The 25,185-nt window shown below is 42.1% G+C and carries 15 protein-coding genes and 2 tRNA genes; 11 read left to right on the top strand and 6 right to left on the bottom strand.

The window, feature by feature from the left end; genetic code table 11:
• Positions 1 to 27 precede the first annotated feature (27 nt).
• Together ACFQ1M_RS04300 and ACFQ1M_RS04295 are read right to left on the bottom strand one after the other, a co-directional pair.
• Complete coding sequence (locus ACFQ1M_RS04300; RefSeq protein ID WP_386404392.1) at positions 28 to 3,267, bottom strand: SusC/RagA family TonB-linked outer membrane protein; 3,240 nt, start codon at positions 3,265 to 3,267, stop codon at positions 28 to 30.
• A gap of 201 nt (positions 3,268 to 3,468) precedes the next feature.
• Positions 3,469 to 4,518: a GntR family transcriptional regulator gene (locus ACFQ1M_RS04295; RefSeq protein ID WP_386404389.1), complete on the bottom strand. Its 1,050-nt coding sequence runs from the start codon at positions 4,516 to 4,518 to the stop codon at positions 3,469 to 3,471.
• Between the two features lie 203 nt (positions 4,519 to 4,721).
• Between ACFQ1M_RS04295 and ACFQ1M_RS04290 the strand changes: the two genes are divergently transcribed.
• The 9 genes from ACFQ1M_RS04290 (at position 4,722) to ACFQ1M_RS04250 (ending at position 18,875) form a co-directional block, all read left to right on the top strand.
• Positions 4,722 to 6,827, top strand: coding sequence for a bifunctional aldolase/short-chain dehydrogenase (locus ACFQ1M_RS04290; protein ID WP_386404386.1), 2,106 nt, complete (start codon positions 4,722 to 4,724; stop codon positions 6,825 to 6,827).
• A gap of 14 nt (positions 6,828 to 6,841) precedes the next feature.
• Positions 6,842 to 8,122 (top strand): sugar isomerase, encoded by a 1,281-nt coding sequence (locus ACFQ1M_RS04285; protein ID WP_386404383.1) that lies wholly within the window; start codon positions 6,842 to 6,844, stop codon positions 8,120 to 8,122.
• The gene (locus ACFQ1M_RS04280) at positions 8,085 to 9,521 is read left to right on the top strand and encodes an FGGY-family carbohydrate kinase (protein ID WP_386404380.1); all 1,437 of its coding nucleotides are present in this window, start codon (positions 8,085 to 8,087) and stop codon (positions 9,519 to 9,521) included. Before ACFQ1M_RS04285 ends, ACFQ1M_RS04280 begins: the two co-directional genes overlap by 38 nt.
• Before the next feature lies 1 nt (position 9,522).
• Entirely contained in the window at positions 9,523 to 10,677 is a 1,155-nt protein-coding gene (locus ACFQ1M_RS04275; RefSeq protein ID WP_386404377.1) for an alpha-hydroxy acid oxidase, read from the top strand.
• 12 nt (positions 10,678 to 10,689) lie between these two features.
• Positions 10,690 to 12,099, top strand: coding sequence for a purine-cytosine permease family protein (locus ACFQ1M_RS04270; RefSeq protein WP_386404374.1), 1,410 nt, complete (start codon positions 10,690 to 10,692; stop codon positions 12,097 to 12,099).
• A 76-nt stretch (positions 12,100 to 12,175) separates the two neighbouring features.
• Positions 12,176 to 15,385: a glycoside hydrolase family 2 TIM barrel-domain containing protein gene (locus ACFQ1M_RS04265; RefSeq protein ID WP_386404371.1), complete on the top strand. Its 3,210-nt coding sequence runs from the start codon at positions 12,176 to 12,178 to the stop codon at positions 15,383 to 15,385.
• Positions 15,386 to 15,572: 187 nt separating this feature from the next.
• Positions 15,573 to 16,655 (top strand): formylglycine-generating enzyme family protein, encoded by a 1,083-nt coding sequence (locus ACFQ1M_RS04260; RefSeq protein ID WP_386404368.1) that lies wholly within the window; start codon positions 15,573 to 15,575, stop codon positions 16,653 to 16,655.
• Between the two features lie 29 nt (positions 16,656 to 16,684).
• Positions 16,685 to 17,824: a galactokinase gene (locus tag ACFQ1M_RS04255; protein ID WP_386404365.1), complete on the top strand. Its 1,140-nt coding sequence runs from the start codon at positions 16,685 to 16,687 to the stop codon at positions 17,822 to 17,824.
• A 4-nt stretch (positions 17,825 to 17,828) separates the two neighbouring features.
• The gene (locus ACFQ1M_RS04250) at positions 17,829 to 18,875 is read left to right on the top strand and encodes a UDP-glucose--hexose-1-phosphate uridylyltransferase (protein WP_386404362.1); all 1,047 of its coding nucleotides are present in this window, start codon (positions 17,829 to 17,831) and stop codon (positions 18,873 to 18,875) included.
• 268 nt (positions 18,876 to 19,143) lie between these two features.
• Here the strand turns inward: ACFQ1M_RS04250 and ACFQ1M_RS04245 are convergent.
• From ACFQ1M_RS04245 to ACFQ1M_RS04235, 3 genes are all read right to left on the bottom strand, one after another.
• A tRNA-Pro gene (locus ACFQ1M_RS04245) sits at positions 19,144 to 19,221 on the bottom strand.
• Between the two features lie 234 nt (positions 19,222 to 19,455).
• Positions 19,456 to 19,537 (bottom strand) — tRNA-Ser (locus ACFQ1M_RS04240).
• A 139-nt stretch (positions 19,538 to 19,676) separates the two neighbouring features.
• On the bottom strand, positions 19,677 to 21,752 hold the full coding sequence (locus ACFQ1M_RS04235; protein WP_386404359.1) for an HD family phosphohydrolase: 2,076 nt from the start codon (positions 21,750 to 21,752) through the stop codon (positions 19,677 to 19,679).
• A 128-nt stretch (positions 21,753 to 21,880) separates the two neighbouring features.
• Here ACFQ1M_RS04235 and ACFQ1M_RS04230 point away from each other — a divergent pair, with 128 nt between their 5' ends.
• Together ACFQ1M_RS04230 and ACFQ1M_RS04225 are read left to right on the top strand one after the other, a co-directional pair.
• Positions 21,881 to 23,059, top strand: a complete 1,179-nt coding sequence (locus ACFQ1M_RS04230; RefSeq protein WP_386404356.1) for an acetyl-CoA C-acyltransferase — start codon at positions 21,881 to 21,883, stop codon at positions 23,057 to 23,059.
• A 23-nt stretch (positions 23,060 to 23,082) separates the two neighbouring features.
• Positions 23,083 to 23,835: a C40 family peptidase gene (locus ACFQ1M_RS04225; protein ID WP_386404353.1), complete on the top strand. Its 753-nt coding sequence runs from the start codon at positions 23,083 to 23,085 to the stop codon at positions 23,833 to 23,835.
• Between the two features lie 89 nt (positions 23,836 to 23,924).
• On the opposite strand, the gene ACFQ1M_RS04220 is transcribed toward ACFQ1M_RS04225, so the two are convergent.
• A complete protein-coding gene (locus ACFQ1M_RS04220; RefSeq protein ID WP_386404350.1) occupies positions 23,925 to 25,172 on the bottom strand; it encodes a tetratricopeptide repeat protein in 1,248 nt (415 codons plus the stop codon).
• Between the last annotated feature and the right edge of the window lie 13 nt (positions 25,173 to 25,185).

Genomic DNA, 25,185 nt, shown 5'->3' with positions numbered 1-25,185 from the left:
ATGTTTTTAACATTGGTACGTTTTTATTTAGAATGTAATATCAAATCCAAGACTTACTGTAGTTGCAATTGGATAAGCCCCATTATCTACATTGCGAACTATTGCATTATCTGCTGCCCTGTTAACTGTCGGGGCGCCGTAGTCATATTCTGTGAATAAAAATGGATTCTGTGCACTAAAATAGATTCTGACACTATCGAAGGCATTGTTGAACTTGTCACCGCGTAAACGATAGCCAAGTGTGATATTCCTTACCCATAAATAGTCGGCATCTTGAATGTGAAGTGAATTGGTTCTTCTGAAGGCTTGTCGACTAAATCGACTACCGGTACCAGGGATGACCTTTGTTCTGGGGTCATCTCCAGGTCGATATCTTTCCAATAATACTCTATCAATGTTGAACTGCCCGTCATCCTGATTCCAAAGGTACTGATTTTGCGCTAGCAATACTTGTTGCCCAACAGCGCCATCTCCTGTAATGGTGAGATCAAAGTTTTTATAATTGATCCGAGTGTTAAAACCAAATATGAAATTGGGATTGGAGTCGCCAATGGTCGTCACATCGGCAAAGTCTAAAACGCCATCGGCTTGATCCGGAATTCCATCTCCATCGGTGTCAATCGTTGGAACATCTTCCCATTTTAGTGAGCCGACGATAGTTTGCGAAGCATTTCTATATTTTGGCTGGTCTGGATTATCCAAGTCTTCTTGTGTAAAGAGTCCAGTGACCTTCAATCCTCTAAATTGCCCCAAAGGTTGTCCTTCTCTGACCTCGGTAATATTGCCCCCGCTCAAATCGCTTCCTCCTGGAAAAAAGGCATTGTCTTCTTGAGGAACATCGATAACCTCATTCCTATTTCTCGTGTAGTTAATACTCGCGGTCCATCGGAAATCCTTCTTTTCTATAATTCTCGTGGTCAGCTCTAGTTCTATACCCTTATTCTGAATTTCCCCTAAATTAGAAACAATACTTCCAAAACCACTAGTTCTTGGTAATGGTTGGCTAAATAGGAAGTCAATTGAAGTATAGTCATAATAATCAGCAGTGAGGAAAACTCGGTTATTAAAAAATCCGAGATCAACACCAAAGTTTATTTCTTTGGATTCTTCCCAACGCGCCTGCCTATTCGGTAGAATGCTCACGTTCGCCCCTGGAGCATTTACACCATCAAAATTATAGTCGTTTCCTTGTGCTATGGCTCCCTGTGCAGTATAATTACCTATATTGCTATTATTCCCACTTAGACCATATCCTCCTTCAATTCTAAATTCTGAAAAAGTCGGCTTCAAAGATTCGAAGAACGATTCGTTAGAGATCCTCCATGCCAATCCGCCTGAGATAAAATCGGCATATCTGGAGTCACGTCCGAATTTGGAAGAACCATCTCTTCGCCAAGTAGAGGTAAAATAATAACGTTGATCATAATTATAATCCGCCCTTCCAATAATTGAAATGATACCGTTCGCTTCGGTGGCAGAACCTCCGGTAAAATCTTGAGGTTCTACAGAGTTGTTTGCACTTGGCAATTTAATATTCTCATCCACAAGATTGGCAGAATTTGCTGTGGTCGTTGATGACTGTCTTTTCTCCATATTAAAACCAGCCAACAGATCGATTTGATGTTCATCATTTTGTCCGAATGCCTTTCGGTAGTTCAGGGTATTCTCCCAAACCATATTGAGATTGTTAAGTTCAAATACATTCGCTGTAGCTCTGCCTGTACCATCTAAACTTGCAAACAAGCTACTTCCAGGGAAGCGTGATGGTGTAAATGAGTTGTTTCTTCTATCCACCAGTTGCACTGAACCAAAGGTTTTAGCTCTTAGTCCAGGAACGATCGTATATTCTAAAAATGTACCGAGTCGTAATATGTCCGATCGTCTCTCATCAATTCTTTCGGTCATTAATGTTACCGGATTTTGATTTCTCGACCGGAATATTAAGTTCCCGTCGGCTACCGCTGTTAGCCTTCCATCCTCATCACGTAAGGGTGCTGTTGGATCCGTCCATGCAGACAAGGCCACCGCATTGAATATCCTGAAATTACCAGCTGCCGAATCTGTACGCCCGCCTGTAGCAATGGATTTTGTCGGAGCAAAGTTCAATCCATATCGCAATTTGTCACTGATCTGTGTGTCGAAATTAAAATTCAATGAATATCGTGTAAAAGAACTGTTAATGATAATACCTTCTCTATCTTGCATTGCTAGTGATACGCTGTACCTAGAGCGTTCGCTACCTCCCGAAACGGCTATGTTATAATTCTGTACATATCCTGTACGTGTAATGAGGTCGAACCAATCGTTATCTTCACCATAATCATTAGTTCCAAGCAAAAAAGCACGTTGGTTTTGTTGTAAGCCGCCTAAGGGGGATCCCGCAGCCTCCTGGTCTTCAAAATACTCTAGTGTATATTGCGCTAATTCAGCGGCATTGAGAACTGGTGGTGCTTCGTATTCAGGGACATTCTGAAAGCCAACATTGGTGCTCATCGTAATCACTGGTTTTCTATTTCGTCTTCCTTTTTTGGTGGTGATAATGATGACACCGTTAGAGGCTCGCGATCCATATATCGCTTTTGAGGCAGCATCTTTTAAAACACTTACAGACTCTATGTCAGCAGGGTTTATCGAATTGAGCAAGTAGTTGTCACGCTGTACCCCCGCATTTGTTCCTATTGGAAAACCATCGATCACATACAGAGGATTGTTGTTTCCGAAGGTTGAAAGTCCTCTGACTATTACTTGAGGTCCTCCATCTGGGGCACCACCATCTCTAAATTGAACACCAGAAACCTGCCCAATCAAAGCTTGTTCGAAAGTAGGCACCTGTTGATTCTCAATAGTAGTGGATTGAACCGTTGAAACCGCTCCAACAAGTTCTTCCCGCTTTCGCTCCCCATAACCGATCACAACCACTTCATCCAAATTGGTCGCATCTGGTTTCATGGTAATGTTGATCACGGTCTGCGTCCCTATGGTCACTTCTTGGGTTTGAAATCCTATATATGAAAACACCAAGATTTCGGCATTTACCGGAACATTGATTCTATAATTGCCATCAAAATCTGAAGTTTGACCTATCCTGGTTCCCCTCACGATCACATTTACCCCTGGAAGTGGTGTTCCTTCCTCGGATATCACAGTCCCGGAAATAATTCGATCTTGATCGGTATTTGCCTTTATTTGGTGGGTTACAAAAATGAAACTAAGGACCAGTAACCATAGTCCGGTTTTCTTAAATTGTTTAAATTGCAAATTCCTCATTATAAAACAGTTAGCTTTGATTATTGTCGATTATTCAAAAAAAAACTCATTTACTGATAAATAGCTATAAAAAAGTCGTTCTTTTTGCATTATTATCAACAATATTAAGATAGGGTTAAATATTATCCATCCTGTACTGTACTGCAAGAAAGTTGATGAAGAGTAATTTTAATGGAGAGAATCGAAAAGTCTAGTACCTGATCAAATAGATTTTCTGTCGATAAAACTGAAGCGGTTTTTAATTAGTTTTTCACCTTTGCCATCGAGCAGGATGTTTCCAATTTTTTCGCCCATAGCATTAAAGTCGGTACTTATCACGGTGATGTCCAATAATTCTTTCAAAGGGGTGTCATTGTAAGATATAATCCCAATGTCTTTCCCTATTTCCAAATGATGATCTCTTACTTGCTTCAATAGATTTACAAGATCCATTTCTTCAATGGTGATGTAAGCATCTCTTGACTGAAATTCCATTCCTTCATATATCTGATCAAGAACTTCAAATTCAAATGCATTAGCAAGGCAAAAACGCTTAAAACCGCTGAGAATCTCCTTTGGATAAGGGTAGACAGATCTCTCTGGATACACCAGAATTAGTTTGTCATATTTTTTGAGCTTATTGATCGCCTGATTCAAGGCACCAAAGATGTCCTTTTCAAAATCTTGATAGATCTGCGAAACACAGTTCTCAATTTCGTTTAATCTATTATCTACCAATATGAGTTTTTTGGAGGGCACTTTTCTCAAAGCAGCCAGAACCTCATCCGTATGGCCAACATGCTCTTGATGGCTGTTGATAAAATGTGACATGACCACATAATGATCATAGTTGCCAATGTTCTCTTCAAGTATATTCAAAAAGATCTGCTCTTCACAATGGTATATCTTAAGATCGATCTTGGCCTTTGAGGCTACTTTGCGCCTAAAAGCGTTGTAGATGCGCATTTTGTAAGAACTGAGTTTATTGACCAAAAAGAGTATCCGAACCTTGCTGTCAAGATCTGTTTTGGAAACGTAGTAACCCTTCCCTTTCACCGAAACGATCACATTGCTCTTTTTCAGCTGGCTATAAGCCTTTTCAACCGTGTCGCGCGACAAATAGTATTCTTCACTTATCTCATTTATAGATGGGATTTTCTCGCCGATCTTAAAACTTCCATTAGCGATCCCTTTAACTATAGAATCGATCACTTGTTTGTATTTGGGGATTCGCGAGTTATGGTCAATTTCCATATGTGCTAAGGATTCCATCCTGACTTTTCTTTATCAAATGCCAATTTAATTGATAAAAGTGAAAATAAAAGCCATTTACATAAATATTCATCAAAAAATTAAATAATTTTCTATTGAATTATGAAAATATAATTTCAAAGAACAGTACAGTGCAGGATGGAGAATAGTGAATGCCACAATACTTTCGTGATATCGAGATAGTTCAATTTAAAAAAACCCGAATGGACATCAATGCCAAAACTTTCCGGAATGTAAATTACCTATGGGATCACGATCATTCTAAAAAACTAGAAGGAGACGAGCTTGCGTTATTCCTATATCGTTCGAATATTTTAGGCGCCGATTTGCGGATAACCAACTACGGAGGGGGTAATACGAGCTGCAAAACGCTGGAAAAGGATCCGCTCACTGGAAATACGGTAGAAGTAATGTGGGTAAAAGGTTCTGGAGGAGACATAGGAACTTTGACAAGAGAAGGAATCGCAGGCTTGTACACAGAACGCTTAAGAAATTTGAAAACTGTCTACAGAGGCATTGAACATGAAGACGAAATGGTCGCTCTTTTTAATCATTGTATTTACGATTTGAACAGTAAAGCACCATCGATCGATACTCCTCTGCATGGATTGCTGCCTTTTAAACATATAGACCATCTTCATCCCGATGCACTCATAGCAATCGCAGCCGCAAAGGACGGGCAAAAGATCACAAAAGAGATCTGGGGAGATACCATGGGATGGGTGCCTTGGCAACGCCCTGGGTTTGATCTCGGACTTCAATTGGAAAAGTGCCTGGAAGAAAATCCTGGCATTCGGGGAATTGTGCTAGGTAATCACGGATTATTTACCTGGGGTGATTCCTCTTATGAATGTTACATAAATAGTCTGGAAGTAATCGATGCTGCAGCGAACTATATTGAAGAAAAAGCAGAAAAAAGAGGTCCTTCTTTTGGCGGATCTAGGGTCGAGAGCCTTCCTGAAGATGTCCGTCAAGAAAAGGCGGCAATGCTAGCTCCTGTTCTCCGAGGATTGTGCAGTAGCGAAAAAGCTATGGTCGGGCACTTTAACGACACTGAGGCAGTGCTCGAATTCATCAACAGCAATGATCTAGAAAGACTGGCGGCTATGGGCACCTCGTGTCCAGATCATTTTTTACGAACTAAAATAAAGCCTCTGGTATTATCTATCGACACAAACTATCCACTGGAAGATACAGAAGCAATATTAAAAATGATAGAACCGCAGTTTGAGAAATATAGAAAAGAATATGCCGACTATTATGAAAGCTGCAAGCATCCCAATAGCCCTGCCATGCGCGACCCCAATCCTGTGGTGATCATCTATCCCGGAGTAGGCATGTTTACCTTTGCCAAAAACAAACAAACCGCCAGAGTCGCGAGTGAGTTTTACGTGAATGCCATCAATGTTATGAGAGGCTCTGAAACAATCTCAGAATATACGGCCTTGCCGAGACAAGAAGCTTTTAACATCGAATATTGGTTACTAGAAGAGGCGAAACTCAAACGAATGCCTCCCGAAAAACCATTATCGAGAAAAATAGCTATAGTTACTGGTGGATCTGGTGGTATTGGAAAGGCAATCGCCGACAAGCTGGTGGCGGAAGGTGCCAATGTGTTGCTCACTGACCTAGATGAAAAGAACCTTATCGAAGCGATGAAGTCATTTAATAAAGATGAGGCTTCGGTTGCCGAATGTGATGTGACTGATGAGAATGCCATTATAAAGGCTTACAAAAAAGCGAGTATCGATTTTGGTGGTGTAGATATCATTGTCCATTCTGCTGGTCTGGCAATTTCCAAACCACTTGAAGACACTTCAGTGAAAGAATGGGATCTGCTACAAGATGTGCTGGTCAAAGGACAATTTCTTATGGTGCAGCATGGAGTGAACATCATGAAGAAGCAAGGCCGAGGAGGCTCTATAATAAATATTGCCAGTAAGAATGGGTTGGTGGCTGGTCCAAATAATGTTGGTTATGGTACGGCCAAAGCTGCACAACAGCATATGACACGACTTTTAGCTTCGGAACTTGGAAAGTATAAGATTCGAGTGAACACTGTTAATCCAGACGGTGTAATAATAGGTAGTAAGATTTGGGAAGGTGAATGGGCCGAAGGGCGCGCCAAGGCATACGGCATCTCTGTTGATGAATTGCCATCGCACTACGCCAAACGCAATTTATTGAATGAAATAATCCTACCGGAAGATATAGCGAATGCGGTTTTTTCACTTTGTGCTATCTTAGATAAAAGTACCGGTAACACGATCAATGTAGACGGTGGTATGGCCAATGCGTTTGTAAGGTAAACTGCTAAGAATATATGAGAATACATCAAAATCAAATAAGCGAGATCAACAAACAGAAAAGTGATGAACATCATCGCGAGTTCAGTTTTTTGAGCAATTCGTTGATCAAAAGAGAGGTCGATGTCTCCTGGATCCTCCAAAAACTAAGCGACTTTCAAGTAGCTATCCCCAGTTGGGCCCTAGGAGCAGGCGGAACCCGCTTTGGACGGTTTTCATATGCCGGTGAGCCTGCTTCACTTGAAGAAAAGCTAGATGATATCGGAATTCTTCATCTGTTGACAAATGCTGCGGGGTCCGTTTCTTTGCATATCCCGTGGGACATTCCGGAAGATATTTCGGCCATCAAGGAAATTGCTAAATCCAATAAGCTTCTTTTTGATGCTGTAAACTCAAATACCTTTCAGGACCAACCCGACATGAAAATGAGCTACAAGTTCGGTTCACTCAGCAATGCCGATGCAGTGATCCGAATGAAAGCCATTGAGCACAACATCGAAGTAGTGAAATTAGGAAATGCGCTAGGTTCAAAAAGCCTTACCGTATGGCTAGCCGATGGCAGTAACTTTCCAGGTCAACAAAATTTTCAATCGGCCTTGAAACTCACACAAGAGAGCTTGCAACATATCTATAAGGCAATGCCTGAGGATTGGAAACTCTTTATAGAGTACAAGCCTTACGAGCCTAATTTTTACAGTACGGTCATTCAAGATTGGGGCACTTCATTTATGCTGGCCAATGCATGCGGAGAACGAGCATTCACCCTAGTCGACCTAGGTCATCATTTGCCTAATACGAATATCGAGCAGATCGTAGCCACCTTGATGATGAAAGGAAAACTAGGAGGATTTCACTTTAACGATAGTAAATACGGCGATGATGACCTTACAGTAGGTTCTATTAAACCTTATGCACTATTTTTGATCTTTAACGAGTTGGTCTTCGGAATGGAAAAAAATTCACAAAATCCAACACCGGCTTGGATGATCGATGCCAGCCATAACGTTAAGGATCCACTCGAAGATCTAATTCAGTCGTTAGAGGCTATTATGATAGCTTATGCCCAAGCCCTGTTGATCGATCAAAATCTGCTTAGACAGGCTCAGCAAGATCATGATGTGGTCCTATGCCAAGAAATTTTGCAAAACGCATATCGTACAGATGTGAGACCACTGGTAAGAGAAGCACGTCTTCTAAACAATGCCGCCCTATATCCAGTAGATGCTTATCGAGAGTTAGCGGTACGAAGAAGCCTTATCGATGAACGTGGCACAAAAACAGTCGCCACTGGCCTCTAAAGGAACTCATATCATGCAAAGACAGAAAGTAACAGCAGTTTTTGATATTGGTAAGACCAATAAAAAGTTCTTTCTATTCGACGATGATTATAACGAAGTGCACAGGGAATATACAAGTTTTGATGAGATAGAAGATGAAGATGGACACCCTACCGAAAACTTGACCGAGTTGAAGAAATGGCTTCTTTCGGTCTTTGACAGCGTCTTAAATGCTAAGAAGTTCAACATTAAAAAAATCAATTTCTCAACGTATGGAGCTAGTTTTGTTCACATAGATGCCAACGGAAAGGTGCTTACGCCGCTCTACAACTACCTAAAGCCTATCCCCAGTGAAGTTGTCCAGAAATTTCATTCACATCACGGCGATGCTACTGAAATAGCCACGGACACAGCATCACCCACATCGGGAATGCTCAATTCGGGCATGCAGCTTTTCTGGCTCAAAGAAACTCGCCCTGAGATATTCGAAAAAATAAAATATTCCCTTCATTTTCCACAATATCTATCCTATCTATTTACAGGAATCCCGCTAAGCGAATACACCAGTATCGGTTGCCACACCGGACTATGGGACTACAACAAAAAGGATTATCACCATTGGGTCTATGCGGAAGGACTCCATAGCGTCCTACCCCCTATCGTCCCAACACAAACCAGTATCAAAATCGATTACAAAGGCAAAAAGTATGCTGTCGGGGTTGGTATTCATGATAGCTCCGCGGCCTTGATCCCCTATTTGCTAAGCGAGAAAAAACCGTTTCTATTACTTTCGACCGGAACATGGAGCGTTGCTCTAAATCCCTTTAATGATGAACCATTGACAACAAAGGACCTAAAAAATAATTGTCTCAATTATATGAGTGTTGATGGCAAAAGAATAAAGGCAACGCGATTTTTTATGGGGAACGAATATAAGTTACAGGTAAAAAATATTAGCGACCACTTTCAAAAACCATATGGCTATCATCAAGGAATTAAATTCAATTCTGACATATACCATAAGTTGATCTCCCGTGAGGATATCCATTTCCACTTTGAAAGTATCCTGCTAAAACGAAAAGAGATCGAAAGAACCCAATTAGCGGCTTTTGCCACCTTTGAAGAAGCCTATCATCAGTTGATGATCGAACTAATGCAACTTCAGTTTGAAACCATAAAAATGGCCATCGGAAATACGAGTATCAAAAAGATATACATCGATGGCGGTTTCACCGACAATCACATTTTTGTGACCCTGATGGCCAATCACTTTAAAGATCATAAGGTGAGAACCACGAGATCTCCGTTGGGGTCAGCACTTGGAGCGGCTATGGTGATCGGCAATCAAAAATTGGACAGAAGGTTTTTAAAGAACAACTACAAGTTACAAAAGCTTGTTCCTCTGCAAACGACAAATTAATATGATGTGGAACTACGATAAACGATATCCATCGATTGATGATCTCAGATCAAAGGCCAAGAAGCGTATCCCAAAATTTGCATTCGAATACCTCGATGGAGGTTGTAATGAGGATGTGAATTTGCATCGGAATCGATCGGACCTCCAGCAAGTAGAACTCAAACCACAATATCTCAGTTTACACAAAGGCTCGGATATGAAAACGACCTTGTTTGGTGAGACCTATGATGCCCCTTTCGGAATAGCACCCGTTGGGCTTCAAGGACTGATGTGGCCCAATGCTCCCGAAATATTGGCCAAAGCAGCTTTTCAACACAATATCCCCTTTGTATTGAGCACGGTAACCACCAGTAGTATCGAACGCATTGGAGAAATTACTGAGGGCAAGGCATGGTTCCAGTTATATCACCCTACCGAAGAAAGGTTAAGAGATGATATTTTGAAAAGAGCCGCAGCAATCGGCAACGAAATATTGGTGCTACTATGCGATGTGCCAACTTTCGGATATCGGCCAAGAGATATTAGAAACGGTTTAGCGATGCCCCCAAAAATGTCTGTAAAAAATATCCTGCAGATATTAGGTAAACCAAATTGGGCATTGCAAACACTTATTCAAGGCCAGCCGAACTTTGAAATTTTAAAACCCTATATGCCAAAGAACATGAATCTGAGTGCCCTTGGCCAGTTTATGGATCAAACATTCAGCGGAAGATTGAATGAAGAGAAAATTGCGCCTATTCGAGACCTTTGGAAAGGAAGGATCGTCTTAAAAGGCGTGGCTAGCGAGGTCGACACAGAGCGCGCCATTAAACTAGGTCTCGACGGGATCATCGTTTCCAATCATGGCGGAAGGCAATTAGATGCCGGGCAATCTACCATAAAGCCGTTAACCGAAATAGCAAAGAAGTATGGTGACAAGATCACCATAATGATGGACAGTGGCGTACGATCGGGGCCAGATGTGGCCAGAACCATGGCAAGCGGTGCCAAATTTACATTTATGGGCAGGTCATTCATGTATGGAGTTGCCGCCTTGGGAAAAACAGGAGGTGATCATACTATAAGTATCCTAAAAACCCAATTACAACAGATAATGGAGCAGCTCTGCTGCGAAAAAGTAACCGACTTGCCAGATCATTTGGTCGATCAATCCTAAAAACAGCCTAGCATGAGTCAATTCAATATTGAAGAAGAAATTGAGGAAATAGCCGGGGGTGAATTCGAAAGAACACCAGTCCCCAAGTATAGTTGGAAAGGTTGGAAAAGCTTTCTAGGCATGTATGCAGGAGAACATGCCGCTGGAACCGAGTTTATGATCGGACCGCTTTTCCTTACTGCTGGTGTAAGCGCTTTTGACCTTATCATTGGCCTATTGATCGGTAACTTGCTAGCCGTGCTGAGCTGGCGCTTCTTTACTGCTGAAATTGCCGTAAAACACAGACTCACACTTTACTATCATTTGGAAAAAATTTGTGGTAAAAATCTAGTGACCACCTACAATCTGGCAAATGGAATTCTATTTTGTTTCCTCGCCGGAGCGATGATCACGGTGTCGGCGACTGCCGTAGGCGTGCCCTTTGATATGGAAATGCCAAAACTAACCGATACGATGCCCAATGGCATAACCTGGATCGTCATTGTCATCATAGTGGGAGCGGTCATTTCGATCATTGCAGCAAAAGGGTATAGCACTGTTTCTCAAGCGGCCAATTGGATGTCTCCAATCATTGTTTTGGCATTTCTAGCTTGTGGTATTGTTGCCTTAAATCAACTTGGGGTGAGAAATTTTGATGATTTCTGGAACATCTGGGGAGAAGGCTCTGAACCTTTCCCTGGCCAAGTGAAGTTTACGTTTTGGCATGTAGTACTATGGTCATGGTTCGCAAATGCTGCCATGCATGTGGGCATGTCTGATCTCTCGGTCTTTCGCTTTGCAAGATCATCGTCATCGGGTTGGACTACAGCCGCCGGAATGTATGTAGGTCACTATATGGCTTGGATTGCCGCTGCACTTCTCTACGCCGTATATCTCAAAACGCCAGAGGCTCAAACATTTTTGACCAATGGACAAGCACCACCCATCGCCCCTGGGCCTTTAGCCAATAATGCCATTGGTTTATTTGGAATTGTCGCCGTTATCTTAGCCGGATGGACAACAGCCAACCCTACAATCTACAGGGCCGGATTGGCCTTTCAGGCGATCATACCAAAAGTATCCACTTTCTGGGTGACGATCATCGCTGGCACCATCGCCACAATAGCCGGTATTTTTCCTGCCTTTGCAATGAAATTGTTGGGTTTTGTCGCACTGTATGGCTTTATTTTGGCGCCGATCGGAGCGATTATTGTATTTGAGCATTTTTTTGGCAAGCGAGTTGGGATAATTCCATTTTATGCAGAAGCCAAAAAAAGCAATTTCAATATGGCCGTGCTACTAGCTTGGGCCATTAGCTTCGGAGTTTTCTATTTTATCTCTATTCAATTTGATGTCTTCTTGTCCTTTGTTACACTGCCGGCGTGGATCTCTTGCGGAGCTCTTTACTTGATCTTCAGTAAAGTACTTCAAAAATACCATTGAGAAACGCATACAGGAGAGTACAGGATAAATATCAGCATTATCTACCATAATTTAGTGTTCACAAAAGAAATGACTTATGTACTTTCGACAAATTTTATTCCTATCAACTATATTTCTTAGCTGTGAAGCATTAAGTTTTCAAGACCCTGAGCTTTCGCATATTGAAGACCCTCAAGTTAGCTCGATCAACAGACTGCCATCTAGGGCAACTTCTATCTCCTATGAATCGGAAAAGGCGGCACTGCTTGCCGATAGAAAATCATCTAAACGCTACCAGTCTTTGAATGGTGAGTGGAAATTTTCTTGGGCACCCATTCCTGAAAAAGCGCCAAAAGAATTTTATAGCACTGATTACGACGATTCCAATTGGAAAACGATCCCTGTACCCTCTAATTGGGAGTTACACGGATATGGAACGGCCATTTATACCAATATAAGATATCCATTTACCCCTGTTAATCCACCTTATGTCCCTGATGATGACAATCCTACAGGAAGCTACCGAACGACCTTCGAGGTTCCAGAAGATTGGAAAGATATGCAGATCACCTTACAGTTTGGCAGCGTTAGTTCGGCATTTTATGTTTGGGTCAATGGTAAGAAGGTCGGGTATGCTCAAGACAGTATGCTTCCATCCGAATTTGATATCACCCCATTTATTCGTCCTGGTGAAAATACCGTGGCCGTCCAAGTGTATCGCTGGAGCGACGGCGTCTATCTAGAAGACCAAGACCATTGGCGGTTAAGCGGTATTCAGCGCGATGTATTTATCACCGCTTCCCCAAAAGTGCAACTGTATGACTTCTTCGTCAAGACCGACTTGGATGAGGTGTACAGAGATGCACAGTTGAAAATACGTCCGAAGATAAAAATTTATGAGCATCAAAATTTTGACGGTTGGAAATTGGAAGCACAACTGTTTGATGAGACCGGAAATGCCGTCCTGAAAGATAAATTATCCAAAGACCTGAATAACATAATTTACGAATATTACAATCAAAGAGGAAAACCAAAATTTGGATTCTTTGAAGCGAATATTGCCAACCCAAAAAAATGGAGTGCTGAGAAACCCAACTTATACACCTTGGTCCTTTATCTAAAAGACGATAAAGGTAAAATCCTAGAATACAGAAGTACACGAGTTGGCTTCAGAGAAGTGGAAATTAAAGATGGGGAACTTTTTGTAAATGGTGTTTCTACCTTGCTGTATGGAGTCAATCGTCATGACCACGATCCTGTCAAAGGTAAAGTCATCAGTGAAGATCTCATGATCAAGGATATTGTTACAATGAAACAATTTAACATCAATGCCGTGCGCACTTCGCACTACCCTAACGATCCGCGATGGTATGAACTATGCGACCAATATGGTATCTATTTGATGGACGAAGCCAACTTAGAGACACATCAGCTTGGAGGATATTTGAGCAACCAATCCGCTTGGGGTAGTTCCTTTTTAGAAAGAGCCACTAGAATGGTAGAGCGAGATAAAAATCATCCTTCTATCATTTTTTGGTCGTTGGGTAATGAGTCGGGTTCAGGGCCCAATCATCAGGCAATGGCAGGTTGGATAAAGAACTATGACGATACAAGATTCGTGCATTATGAAGGAGCGCAGACCTTAAACCATGATGGTAAAGAATTTTTGAAGGACCCCGATTATGTGGATATGATGAGTAGGATGTACATGCCAATTGAACCAATGGTAAAAATGGCGAACTTAGAAAGTGACAACCGTGCGGTTATTTGGTGTGAATATGCACATTCTATGGGAAACTCTACGGGAAATCTCTTCAAGTTTTGGGATGCTATAAGATCCAACAAGCGCATGATCGGTGGCTATATCTGGGATTGGGTAGACCAAGGATTGCTTCAAAAGACAGACGATGGCACACCATACTATGCTTACGGAGGTGATATGGGCGATACGAAGATCAACGATAAGAACTTTTGTCTAAATGGCATTGTAAACCCTGATAGAACTCCGCAGCCAGCCCTTTGGGAATGCAAGAAGATCTTTCAACCAATAGAAGTCAAAGCCGCCGATCTTGAAGAGGCTACCTTTGAGATTGAAAACAGACATAACTTTACGAATTTGAACGAATTTGAAATGGCATGGGAACTTCAGGAAGATGGAAAAACCATTCAGCAAGGAAATCTCATCGATCTAAATATCGAACCAAAGTCTACAAAAAAAACAACACTTCCCATAAAGAAACCGCGCCTCGAGCCAGGAGCTGAATACTTTCTCCGGATTGGATTTCGATATAAGAACAACAGCATGTGGGCACCGCGAGGCCATGAGGTGGCCTCACAACAATTTAAGCTTCCTTACAATTTGGAAGCACCAGCATACAACAACAGATCCAAAGCTAAACTAAAAAGCGACGATCTGGTTTCTGAAATACGGTTTTCTACCAATAACTTCTCTGTTGTCTTCGATAAAAGAACTGGTGAATTGACGTCATATATCTATAAAAAGACGCCTCTGATCACAGGTGGGCTGACCCCACAATTCTGGAGGCCCTCCACCGATAATGACCGAGGTGGTGGAAGAACTCTTAAGAAACTTGCCATTTGGAGAGATGCAGGTAAAAAGAAAGCGTTGAAATCATTTGACGTTAAAAAAATTAACGAGCAGCAGTATCATGTTATGAGTAGTTATATAATAGCTGATGGTAGCGCACTACTCGACTTGAATTATATTATTTTCAGCGATGGTATGATCAAAGTCCAAAATACCTTTTCGGTTGTGGACGACGCCAACTTGCCAATACTTCCTAAGTTCGGAATGCAAGTGCAATTGGCTAAAGATCTAGACGTGTTTCAGTGGTTGGGTCATGGCCCACATGAGAATTATGAGGATCGAAAAAAAGGAGCGGACATCGGTTTATTTACGGCATCTGTATCATCCGACTACCAATCGTACATACGCCCACAAGAAAGTAGCAATAAGACTCAAGTACGGTGGTTTACATTGACCAATGATCAAGGAAAAGGATTGTATGTTGCCGGTGTAGATGATCATCTTAGTGTGAGTGCCTGGCCCTACACAACGGAAGACATTGAAGGTGCACTACACACGTATGACCTTGAGAAGAGAAACTTCATCACCTTGAACATCGATCACAAACAGATGGGCGTGGGTGGTGATGATAGTTGGTCTATGAATGCCTTGCCACATGAAGAGTTTAGAGTTCCTGCTAAAGATTACAGCTACAGCTACATGATACGACCGATCGATAGGCCTAAAATCACCAAACGCTTTTCGTTACCAACAAGATAATAGTCTATGGACGAAGTTGCTGATCTAGATACAACCTTGTCTGCCGCCGTTATCTTCCATTTTATGGTCGAAGTTCTATAGAAGTTGCTAAGCGCTTATTGGTTGAGCCAAACGCACCAAATTATAGTCTCAATAAGAATCCTGCTGATATTTATTTATATTTATTTTCAAGCGTGAACATAGAGTAATGAGAAACCTGCTTTGCATAATATTGATGATCCTTATTTCCTGCGAAAACAATAAGGAGGAAGTGCCTTCACCAAAAAATGCTCATGGAAAACGCAATGTTGAGATGGGCACACCAGAAGGAATGGTTTGGATACCCGGTGGCGAGTATTACCGTGGGGCCGTTGAAGGAGATTCCTCTGCCAGAAACGATGAAAAGCCAAGACATGCCGTAAAGGTAGACGGCTTTTTTATGGACGTCACCGAAGTGACCAATAGACAATTCCAGCAATTTGTTGATGCAACCGGGTATATCACTACCGCCGAGCGGGAGGTCGATTGGGAAGAGTTAAAGAAACAATTGCCTGCTGGAACTCCAAAGCCCCCTGATTCATTATTGAAACCGGGATCGCTATCCTTTAAATGCGCACATCATGCAGTAAATAACTTAAACGATTATTCACAATGGTGGCAGTGGAAAATTGGAGCAAGCTGGAGACATCCCGAAGGTAAGGGAAGTAGCATCGAAGGAAAAGAGAATTATCCGGTGGTACATATATCTTATGATGATGCATCTGCCTATTGTAAATGGGCAAACCGACGATTACCTACAGAAGCTGAATGGGAATTTGCTGCCAGAGGAGGTACTAAAGATGCCATTTTCACATGGGGAAACGATGCAAGCCTACTTACACAAAATGCCAATACCTGGCAAGGAGTGTTCCCTACACGAAATACAAAGGAAGACGGCTATGAAAGAGCCGCTCCCGTAAAATCGTATCCCTCCAATGCCTATGGATTGTATGACATGACCGGAAATGTATGGGAATGGACCCAAGATTGGTATAGTTATGACCATTATAAAGCGTTGACGGGTCGCCAACCTATTGACAATCCAAAGGGACCAGAAAAACCAAAAAACCGAACAAATCCACTTGCCAAAGAGAAAGTGATTCGCGGTGGTTCATTTTTATGTCACGATTCCTATTGCGCCAGCTATCGGATCTCTGCACGAATGGCTACAAGTTACGATACAGGATCAGAACACTTAGGTTTCAGAACTGTGACCACCGTAGATTTAATAACTCACAATAGCAAGGATTGATGATCTATTCACAGAATTTGATTTCAAGTTTGATAACTATATTCAAAAAGCGATATGGAACCGGTCCCAGACTGTTATTTTCACCAGGAAGAATCAATCTTATCGGAGAACATACCGACTATAATGAGGGCCTCGTAATGCCTGGAGCCATCAATAAGGGAATTTACATGGCATTTGAAAAGAATGATCTGCAGCGTGTCAGAATGTACTCTTACGATTTTGATGAAGAAGCGAGTGCAGCTATAAGTCAGATAGAACCAATGTCAGCTAATTGGGCTAATTACATATTAGGTGTTTTGGTCGAACTAAAAAAGACCAATCCGAAAATTCAGGGGTTTGATGTTGTCTTTGGTGGCGATATTCCCATTGGATCGGGTCTGTCTTCCTCGGCGGCATTGGAGTGTGGTATTGGATTCGTACTGAATGTGCTTTTTGATTTAGGTTTGAAAAAGATCGACATTGCGAAAGTGGGACAAATGGCTGAACATAATTTCGTTGGTGTACGTTGTGGTATCATGGATCAATTTGCTAGTATCAAAGGAAAAAAGAATCATGTCATTCGGTTGGATTGTAGATCTTTGTCCTATTCGTATTTTCCTTTGTTCTTTTTAGAATATCAAATACTTCTGTGCAACTCAAAAGTAAAACATTCCCTAGCAGAATCATCCTACAATGAGCGCAGGTCCTCTTGTGAGATCGGAGTAGCTGCCTTACAAAAAAAATATCCCAAAGTGAACAGTCTAAGGGATGCCACCTTAACAATGATGGACGCCATTAAGGCATCGATCACAGATACTATTTTCAAACGCTGTTCTTATGTAATTGAAGAGAATCAAAGAGTGCAAAAAGCGACTCAGCTACTTAAGCAACGTAACTTGGCTTCATTCGGAGCGCTATTATTCGAATCCCATAGAGGCTTATCCGAAAAATATGAGGTCAGCTGTAAAGAACTCGATTTTTTAGTGAACCAGGTAAAAGAAGATCCCGATGTTTTAGGGTCGCGAATGATGGGAGGCGGATTCGGTGGATGTACAATTAATTTGATCAAAAGAACAGCAAAACCGCGCCTGATCGATCAACTAAGTACAAAGTACAAGGAGCAGTATCAGATTGAACTCGAATGCTATGAAGTAGAATTAGTGAACGGCACACATCTTTTAAAGCCTTGAGACCATGGGACAATTCAATTTAGAAGAACATTCACATCGCCGCTATAATCCACTGACGGGAGAATGGGTGCAGGTATCACCACATCGTTCAAAACGTCCTTGGCAGGGACAGATAGAAAAGGTTGTGCAAGAGGTAAGAGCAAAGTATGATCCAAATTGTTATTTGTGTCCAGGAAACACTAGAGCCAATGGGGAAGAAAATCCAGCCTACAGCGATACTTATTCCTTCACGAATGATTTTGCAGCCCTGCGGGCAGATATTCCTATAGGAAAATTTCAGGAAGACGATCTTTTTATCGCTAAAAGTGAAAGAGGAATATGCAAAGTAATTTGCTTTTCTCCGCGTCACGACCTCACTATTCCCGAAATGGACATTGCGGCAATAACTAAGGTAGTGGAGCTTTGGGTCTCAGAATACCGAGCGCTCGGAAAGCGAGACTATATAAATCACGTTCAGATCTTTGAAAACAAAGGAGCCATCATGGGGTGTTCTAACCCACACCCCCACGGGCAGATATGGGCACAAGAATCAATCCCTGTAGAACCAAGGAAAAAATCCAGACAATTTTTAGAATACTTTCAAAGGCACAATAGGTCGCTTCTCTCTGATTATTTGGAAAGAGAGTTGCAGAAGCAAGAGAGAATACTTCTTCAGAACGAGCATTTTGTAGTATTGATACCCTTTTGGGCCATTTGGCCTTTTGAGGCTATGATCCTGAGCAAACGTCACATTACAAGTCTTTTAGAATTAAATGATGCCGAAAAGCAAGCTTTTGCAGATGCTTATAAAAAGCTCACTGTCATGTACGACAATTTGTTTCAGACCTCCTTTGCGTATTCCGCAGGCATACACCAGGCCCCAACAGACGGCAAACTTCATCCTGAATGGCATTTACATATGAGTTTCTACCCTCCGCTTTTGCGTTCGGCCACAGTTAAGAAGTTTATGGTCGGATATGAGATGCTTGCCAATCCACAGCGCGATATCACTGCCGAACAAGCTGCAAAAATGCTAAGAGAATTACCATTGAAGCACTATAAAATGACCTAAGCGTCTATTGCAAAGCTATATCATTTAAGCAAAGTCAGTTATAAAAACAGTATCGAAGAAAAACAAGAAAAGCCAAACATATGTATGTGTAGCATATATCGTCGGGGTGGCAAGATTACTCGCTTCGCTCCTGATCCTGAAAAGGGTTGTGTTGCTCAATAAAAGCCTACCAAGCTGCGCTTGGTGTCTTTTTTGTTTTCCATGCGCTTGCAAGCGAGCTTGCATCGCTGAAAACAAAAAAGCCAGACACAGTGTGTCTGGCTTTTGTTGGTCGGGGTGGCAGGATTCGAACCTGCGACCTCCTGCTCCCAAAGCAGGCGCGATGACCGGGCTACGCTACACCCCGAATGGTGTAAATAAAACAATATGTCAAATACCAAATACTAAGTTTCAATAACTACTCCAAAACCTAGTAGCCCGATGACGGGCGGAGCCTGTGCCGCACTTGTTGCGGTACTACACCCCGAATGGTGTGAATGATCAATATTTCAAATACCAACTCCTGAAAGGCGGATCTATCCGCCGAAGTTCGGCTTATTAAAAAGTCGGCCTACACCTAAAGGGTTTCGGCCGACGCAGGCGGAGAGACCGGGATTCGAACCCGGGCAACCCGAAGGTTGACAGCTTAGCAGGCTGCTGCATTACCACTCTGCCACCTCTCCTAAATATTTAAATGAACTTCGCTATCTGATTTTGCGGTTGCAAATGTATGTTTTCATACGATACAACGCAACAAATTTATGGCTTTTTATCGCAAAAAAGTAGTGCGCATCCTATTATCTTGAAATCCAAAGTTATCCATCATTCCGGATACTCTATTCGCAAGTGATAAATATTATTCAGCTTGCGCTTCAACACCTTCTTTATCTGCTGAATTTCCTTAAACGTTATATTCGCATTTAGAAATTGTTTATTTCCCATTTGCCCATCGATGATCTGTTCTACAAAGGTGTCAATGACCGAAGCTGTAGGCTCCTTTAAGCTCTTGGAAGCTGCTTCTACCGCATCGCTCATCATCAGGATAGCCGTTTCCTTGGAGAATGGTATCGGTCCGGGATATCTAAAGTCTTCGATATTAACCCCTTCTTCCATTCCCTCTTGCTGCTTGTAGAAATAATACACCGTGGTCGTCCCATGGTGCGTCCTTATAAAATCGATAACACGATCTGGCAAATTATTCCGCTTCGCGATCTTGATACCTTCAATCACGTGATCGATAATTATTCGGGCGCTCTCGGTCGGAGCCAATTCGTTGTGAGGATTCACCGAGGTGGCTTGATTTTCGGTGAAATAGGTCGGATTGTTCATCTTGCCGATATCGTGGTACAACGCCCCCACTCTCACAAGCATCGCATTCGCCCCTATTTCGTTGGCCGCTGCTTCAGCCAAATTGGCCACTTGTAACGAATGATGAAAGGTGCCAGGGGCCTTATTGGACAACTCTTTCAATAACTTCGAATTGGTATCGGAAAGCTCTAAAAGCGATACATCGGAGACCAAACCAAATATTTTCTCATAAATGTATATCAACGGTTGGGCAAATAAGGTTGCGAGACCATTGATAACGAACAACCCAAAGGTCATCCATTCTATATTGGACAAATTTCCCTCATGGATGATGTAAAAGGCAAAATAACTGATGATGTATATCAAAGTTATCTGTCCGACAGATATAAAGAGATTCGCGCGCTTATATAATTCCGATACGGTAAGAATCGTGACAATTCCGGCGATGATCTGAAGGAAAATATACTCGAAACTATTTGGCACTATAAACCCTAACAGCAAGAGGGTGAGCACATGTGTAAACAATCCCAACCGGGCATCGAAAAATGCTTTGATGATCAAGGGAAGGATACACAACGGCACGATATAGACATAATTCACTTTATACTTGACCAACAACCCAATATCGTATTTTACAACCAAGGTTGTGAGGAACACCATGAAGATGATGTTGAAAAAGATGAAAGTAACCTTGTTATTATCCTCATAGATCGAAGCACGATACTTTCGAAGGAATAACAAAAGCATCAACAATGTCAATGCCACCAAGATCGTATAACCAAAAACGATCCAATTTTGGTTGGACTCGCTCCACAGTTGTGACTCGTATTCGTTCTTTAAAGAATTGAGTACGTTGAATTTCTCGCCTTCTACGACCTCTCCTTTGGCGATGATACGTTCTCCTCTAACGATACTTCCCCTGGTATAGGATATATTTAGCAATCGCTGCTGAAGCTCCTGCTCGGTAAACTTTTTATTTAAGGTAACGTTCGGTTGAAGAATATCAAAGAACATATTATAGTACTGGTCTGCCAATGGTTCAAACTTGGTTCCTCTAGACCGCACCCTAATAAAGCTCCTTACCTCATTGGGCGTTAAAAATCGATCAAAATGTATCTCATTGCTCTGCTTATCCTTGATCAATGTAACAATCGCACTTCCCTCATTGACGACATTTCTAGGAAGGATCCCGTTTTCATAGATCTGATCAAGTAATTTGTCTGCAAAGGCCTTAAGCTCCTTCTTCTTAAATCCTTTAGGCTGTTCATCACCTGAGAAGAACCTTTCAAAACTGGCGGGTAATGATTCTTTGACCCGATTATAGATGTCCAGGTCAAAATCGTAATACTGCCTCGCGTTGTCGATCACAGCGGTCCGCTCCTCCTCTAGTTCTTCCTCAGGTTTTTCAATGGCAAAATCAAAGGGTGCCACCAACGTCTCATATTGCCAAGGCTTTCCTTTCTGAAACTCATACTTGAACTTCCCACCCTTTGGAAAGAAGTATACGATGAGCACCGTCGAGGCCACATATAAGAATAGCTTATATAGAAGCGATTGATTTTTATAAAATTGTCTAACAATTTGTTTCATCTATCACGATTGATCGTTCAAAAATAGCATTAAAAAAATGATTGCACTGCCTCCTTGTTAAATTAACATAAAAGCCCTTTTTGTTTTAAAAATACCTAAATTCGCATCAATAAATGAAATTTTGAATCATGAGCAGAAAAGTTGTGATCGTATCCACTGCAAGAACTCCTATCGGGAGCTTTATGGGTGCGCTATCTACCATACCGGCTCCTAAGCTAGGAGCCATCGCTATCAAAGGCGCATTAGACAAAATAAAACTAGACCCAGCAATGGTACAAGAGGTGCTGATGGGTAATGTAGTTCAAGCTGGAACCGGGCAAGCCCCTGCAAGACAGGCTGCAATTTATGCAGGAATTCCTGATACCGTGCCATGTACCACGGTGAACAAGGTGTGCGCATCGGGAATGAAGGCCGTGATGCAGGGGGCCCAAGCCATCATGCTGGGTGATGCTGATATCATCGTCGCTGGAGGTATGGAGAACATGAGTCTTATACCGCACTACTATCACGCTCGCACCGCCGCGAAATTCGGGCCAGTCACCATGGAAGATGGAATGCAGAAAGACGGACTGGTCGATGTCTATGACAATAACGCCATGGGTGTCTGTGCGGATGCATGCGCTGAAAAATATGAGTTTTCCCGAGAAGATCAAGACGCCTTTGCCATCCAATCGTATAAACGATCGGCGGCAGCTTGGAAAGAAGGGAAATTCAATGACGAAATTGTGCCTGTAGAAGTTCCCCAACGAAGAGGAGAACCTATAGTGGTGAATGAGGATGAAGAATTTAAGAATGTAAAGATGGAAAAGATACCATCCTTACGACCAGCTTTTACCAAAGAAGGAACCGTTACCGCTGCGAATGCATCAACCATCAACGATGGAGCTGGTGCTATGATCCTTATGAGTGAGGAAAAAGCTAAGGAACTCGGATTAAAACCCTTGGCCACGATCAAAAGTTATGCAGATGCTGCGCACGAACCAAAATGGTTCACAACAGCTCCGGCTAAAGCCTTACCAAAGGCATTGGCAAAAGCAAATCTCGACATCGACGCCATCGATTTCTTTGAATTCAACGAGGCCTTTTCGGTAGTTGGATTGGCCAATATGAAGTTGCTTGGACTTACCGATAAAAATGTCAATGTTAATGGAGGTGCGGTATCGCTAGGGCATCCGTTGGGATGTTCGGGAGTGCGAATTTTGATCACCTTATTAAGTGTGCTTCAGCAAAATGACGCCAAACTTGGTGCTGCGGCCATCTGTAATGGCGGTGGCGGAGCATCGGCCATGGTCTTAGCGAGAAATTAAGCAACAATAGAAGCTCGCCCCAGATGCAATACGGAATCTGCAACCTTAGTATTATTTCTTTACGATTGGAACCAAAAGACACCAGCGAACAAGTTTCGCAAGTGCTCTATGGTGAGCATTTCAAAGTATTGGAACGACGTAAAAAATGGAGCAGAATTCGTTTGGCCTTCGACAAGTATGAAGGTTGGGTAGATAACAAGCAATATTTAGAACTTGATGAGGAATCTTACAAGGAGATCGACAAGAAAGAATTAATACTCTCGCCCGATGTGCTGCAACTGATCACGGATACCGATGGAAGACTTTCGCCCATCCCCTTGGGGGCCTCAGTGCATAACACCAGCTATCTGGGACATCGGTTCGACGGACCTCAAACAAGCGGTGAAAAGAATAGAGAAGCCCTTATTGAAACGGCCTTTATGTATCTCAACGCTCCCTACCAATGGGGAGGTAAGACCCCATTTGGAATCGACTGCTCTGGCTTCACCCAAATGGTTTATAAATTAAATGGCTTCAAATTGTTACGAGATGCGTCACAGCAAGCAACACAAGGCGAAGCATTGAGTTTCATCGAAGAGAGTACCCCTGGCGACTTGGCGTTTTTTGACAATGACGAAGGCAATATCATTCACGTAGGAATCATTATGGAGAACAATTATATCATCCATGCGCATGGCAAAGTACGCATCGATAGAATTGACCACACTGGCATTTTCAACGTGGATACTCGAAGACATTCCCATCAGCTTCGAGTGATAAAAAAGATCATCGACTGATACTATAGAGTTCATTAGACCAGAAATTATCATCAATGAAAAAGACCGCCAAAAAGCGGTCTTTTTCATTTGTTTCAGTTTTATAGTTCTTATTCCTGAATCATCTTTTTCACTCTCATGAAGTTCTCATTGTCACCCAAGGCCCCATAAATACCTTTCAATTGATTCAAGATATCATTATTTCCTTGACCATTGGCAACTAAGTCTTCTAGCACATCAGCACCTTTTCTAAAAAGACTATCCTTTTTCTTCTTTAAGGTGTCGTACTTGGCATTATCCGCTCTGGAGTTTCCTAATTTGTTCATTTCCTCAATTAAGGCATTTCCTTCATCTACGTAGGTAGTTGAAAGGTTAAGTGCCGCATTGGTATAAGATGGTTTAAGCGAAAGAACCTTTTGGAATGTGGCGCGCGCTTCTTCCATATTACCTTGCTGCATACTGATCACACCAATGTTATAATGTAGATCAGGATTGTTTGGGTCCTTTTGAACGGCTTCTGTCATGAGCTCCTTGAACTTGTCTTTCTTATCGAGCTTGATATAAAGATTCGCCTCGGTAAGCAACAAGCCCATATCATCAGGATTTGACTCTCTGGCTTCTTTCGCGGCAGCGATTGCCTCTTCTACCTTTCCTTGCTGTGAATATATCAATGCAATATTCTTTACGATTTCAGGCAAACGCGATTCGCTATCGATATTTTCAGGCTTTACATGGCTTTTCGCCTTTACCATCAGATCGCGTTCTGTTTCAGAATTAAATTTTGCCTTTTCCCCTGTAGCGGCATCAGTGGCATAGTATTCTGTTACCACTCCCGTATAGCCGAGGTCCTTCAACTTTAAATAATATTCTAGGGCCTTCTCATAATCACTACCATTCACCGCACTGGATGCTGCATAGTATAAATAATCTTGATTATTTGTGTCTACCTCGTAGGCCATATATAATTTTTCAGCAGCCTCACCGTATTTCTTCGACTTGTTATCTTCGATGGCAGAGTTCACAAGGTTGCCAGCAACTTCATTAAGGATTGTTCTGGCCTCACCCGTATATTTGTTCATGCCCTTACTTTCTTCAAAAGCGATCGCTTCTTTAAGCGAGCTTACCGCCTCTTTGTAAGATCCGAGATTGTTCATGGTCTTTCCTTTGAGAAAGTAATATTGCGCCTTGTATTTGTCATCGGCACCATCTATCATTCCCTGAATACCATCCAGTGTAGTTCTAGCCTCAGCAGCTTTTCCACTTTTAAGCGCTTTTTCCACAGATTTCAATTCTTTTTTCTGTGCAAAAGAAAAAGTTCCTAACAGGAGCGCTGATGCTATTAAAATTGTCTTTTTCATTTTAAAATATTTA

The sequence above is a fragment of the Sungkyunkwania multivorans genome (genome assembly GCF_042675645.1).
Lineage (GTDB): Bacteria > Bacteroidota > Bacteroidia > Flavobacteriales > Flavobacteriaceae > Sungkyunkwania > Sungkyunkwania multivorans.
The sequence above is the reverse complement of the archived record's forward strand: the minus strand, read 5'-3'. Positions and strand labels throughout refer to the sequence as shown.

Bases quoted from the DNA above. Each gene is read 5' to 3' on its own strand.
- ACFQ1M_RS04300 (WP_386404392.1), bottom strand. From the start codon at position 3,267: ATGAGGAATTTGCAATTTAAACAATTTAAGAAAACCGGACTATGGTTA.
- ACFQ1M_RS04295 (WP_386404389.1), bottom strand. From the start codon at position 4,518: ATGGAATCCTTAGCACATATGGAAATTGACCATAACTCGCGAATCCCC.
- ACFQ1M_RS04290 (WP_386404386.1), top strand. From the start codon at position 4,722: ATGGACATCAATGCCAAAACTTTCCGGAATGTAAATTACCTATGGGAT.
- ACFQ1M_RS04285 (WP_386404383.1), top strand. From the start codon at position 6,842: ATGAGAATACATCAAAATCAAATAAGCGAGATCAACAAACAGAAAAGT.
- ACFQ1M_RS04280 (WP_386404380.1), top strand. From the start codon at position 8,085: ATGAACGTGGCACAAAAACAGTCGCCACTGGCCTCTAAAGGAACTCAT.
- ACFQ1M_RS04275 (WP_386404377.1), top strand. From the start codon at position 9,523: ATGATGTGGAACTACGATAAACGATATCCATCGATTGATGATCTCAGA.
- ACFQ1M_RS04270 (WP_386404374.1), top strand. From the start codon at position 10,690: ATGAGTCAATTCAATATTGAAGAAGAAATTGAGGAAATAGCCGGGGGT.
- ACFQ1M_RS04265 (WP_386404371.1), top strand. From the start codon at position 12,176: ATGTACTTTCGACAAATTTTATTCCTATCAACTATATTTCTTAGCTGT.
- ACFQ1M_RS04260 (WP_386404368.1), top strand. From the start codon at position 15,573: ATGAGAAACCTGCTTTGCATAATATTGATGATCCTTATTTCCTGCGAA.
- ACFQ1M_RS04250 (WP_386404362.1), top strand. From the start codon at position 17,829: ATGGGACAATTCAATTTAGAAGAACATTCACATCGCCGCTATAATCCA.
- ACFQ1M_RS04235 (WP_386404359.1), bottom strand. From the start codon at position 21,752: ATGAAACAAATTGTTAGACAATTTTATAAAAATCAATCGCTTCTATAT.
- ACFQ1M_RS04230 (WP_386404356.1), top strand. From the start codon at position 21,881: ATGAGCAGAAAAGTTGTGATCGTATCCACTGCAAGAACTCCTATCGGG.
- ACFQ1M_RS04225 (WP_386404353.1), top strand. From the start codon at position 23,083: ATGCAATACGGAATCTGCAACCTTAGTATTATTTCTTTACGATTGGAA.
- ACFQ1M_RS04220 (WP_386404350.1), bottom strand. From the start codon at position 25,172: ATGAAAAAGACAATTTTAATAGCATCAGCGCTCCTGTTAGGAACTTTT.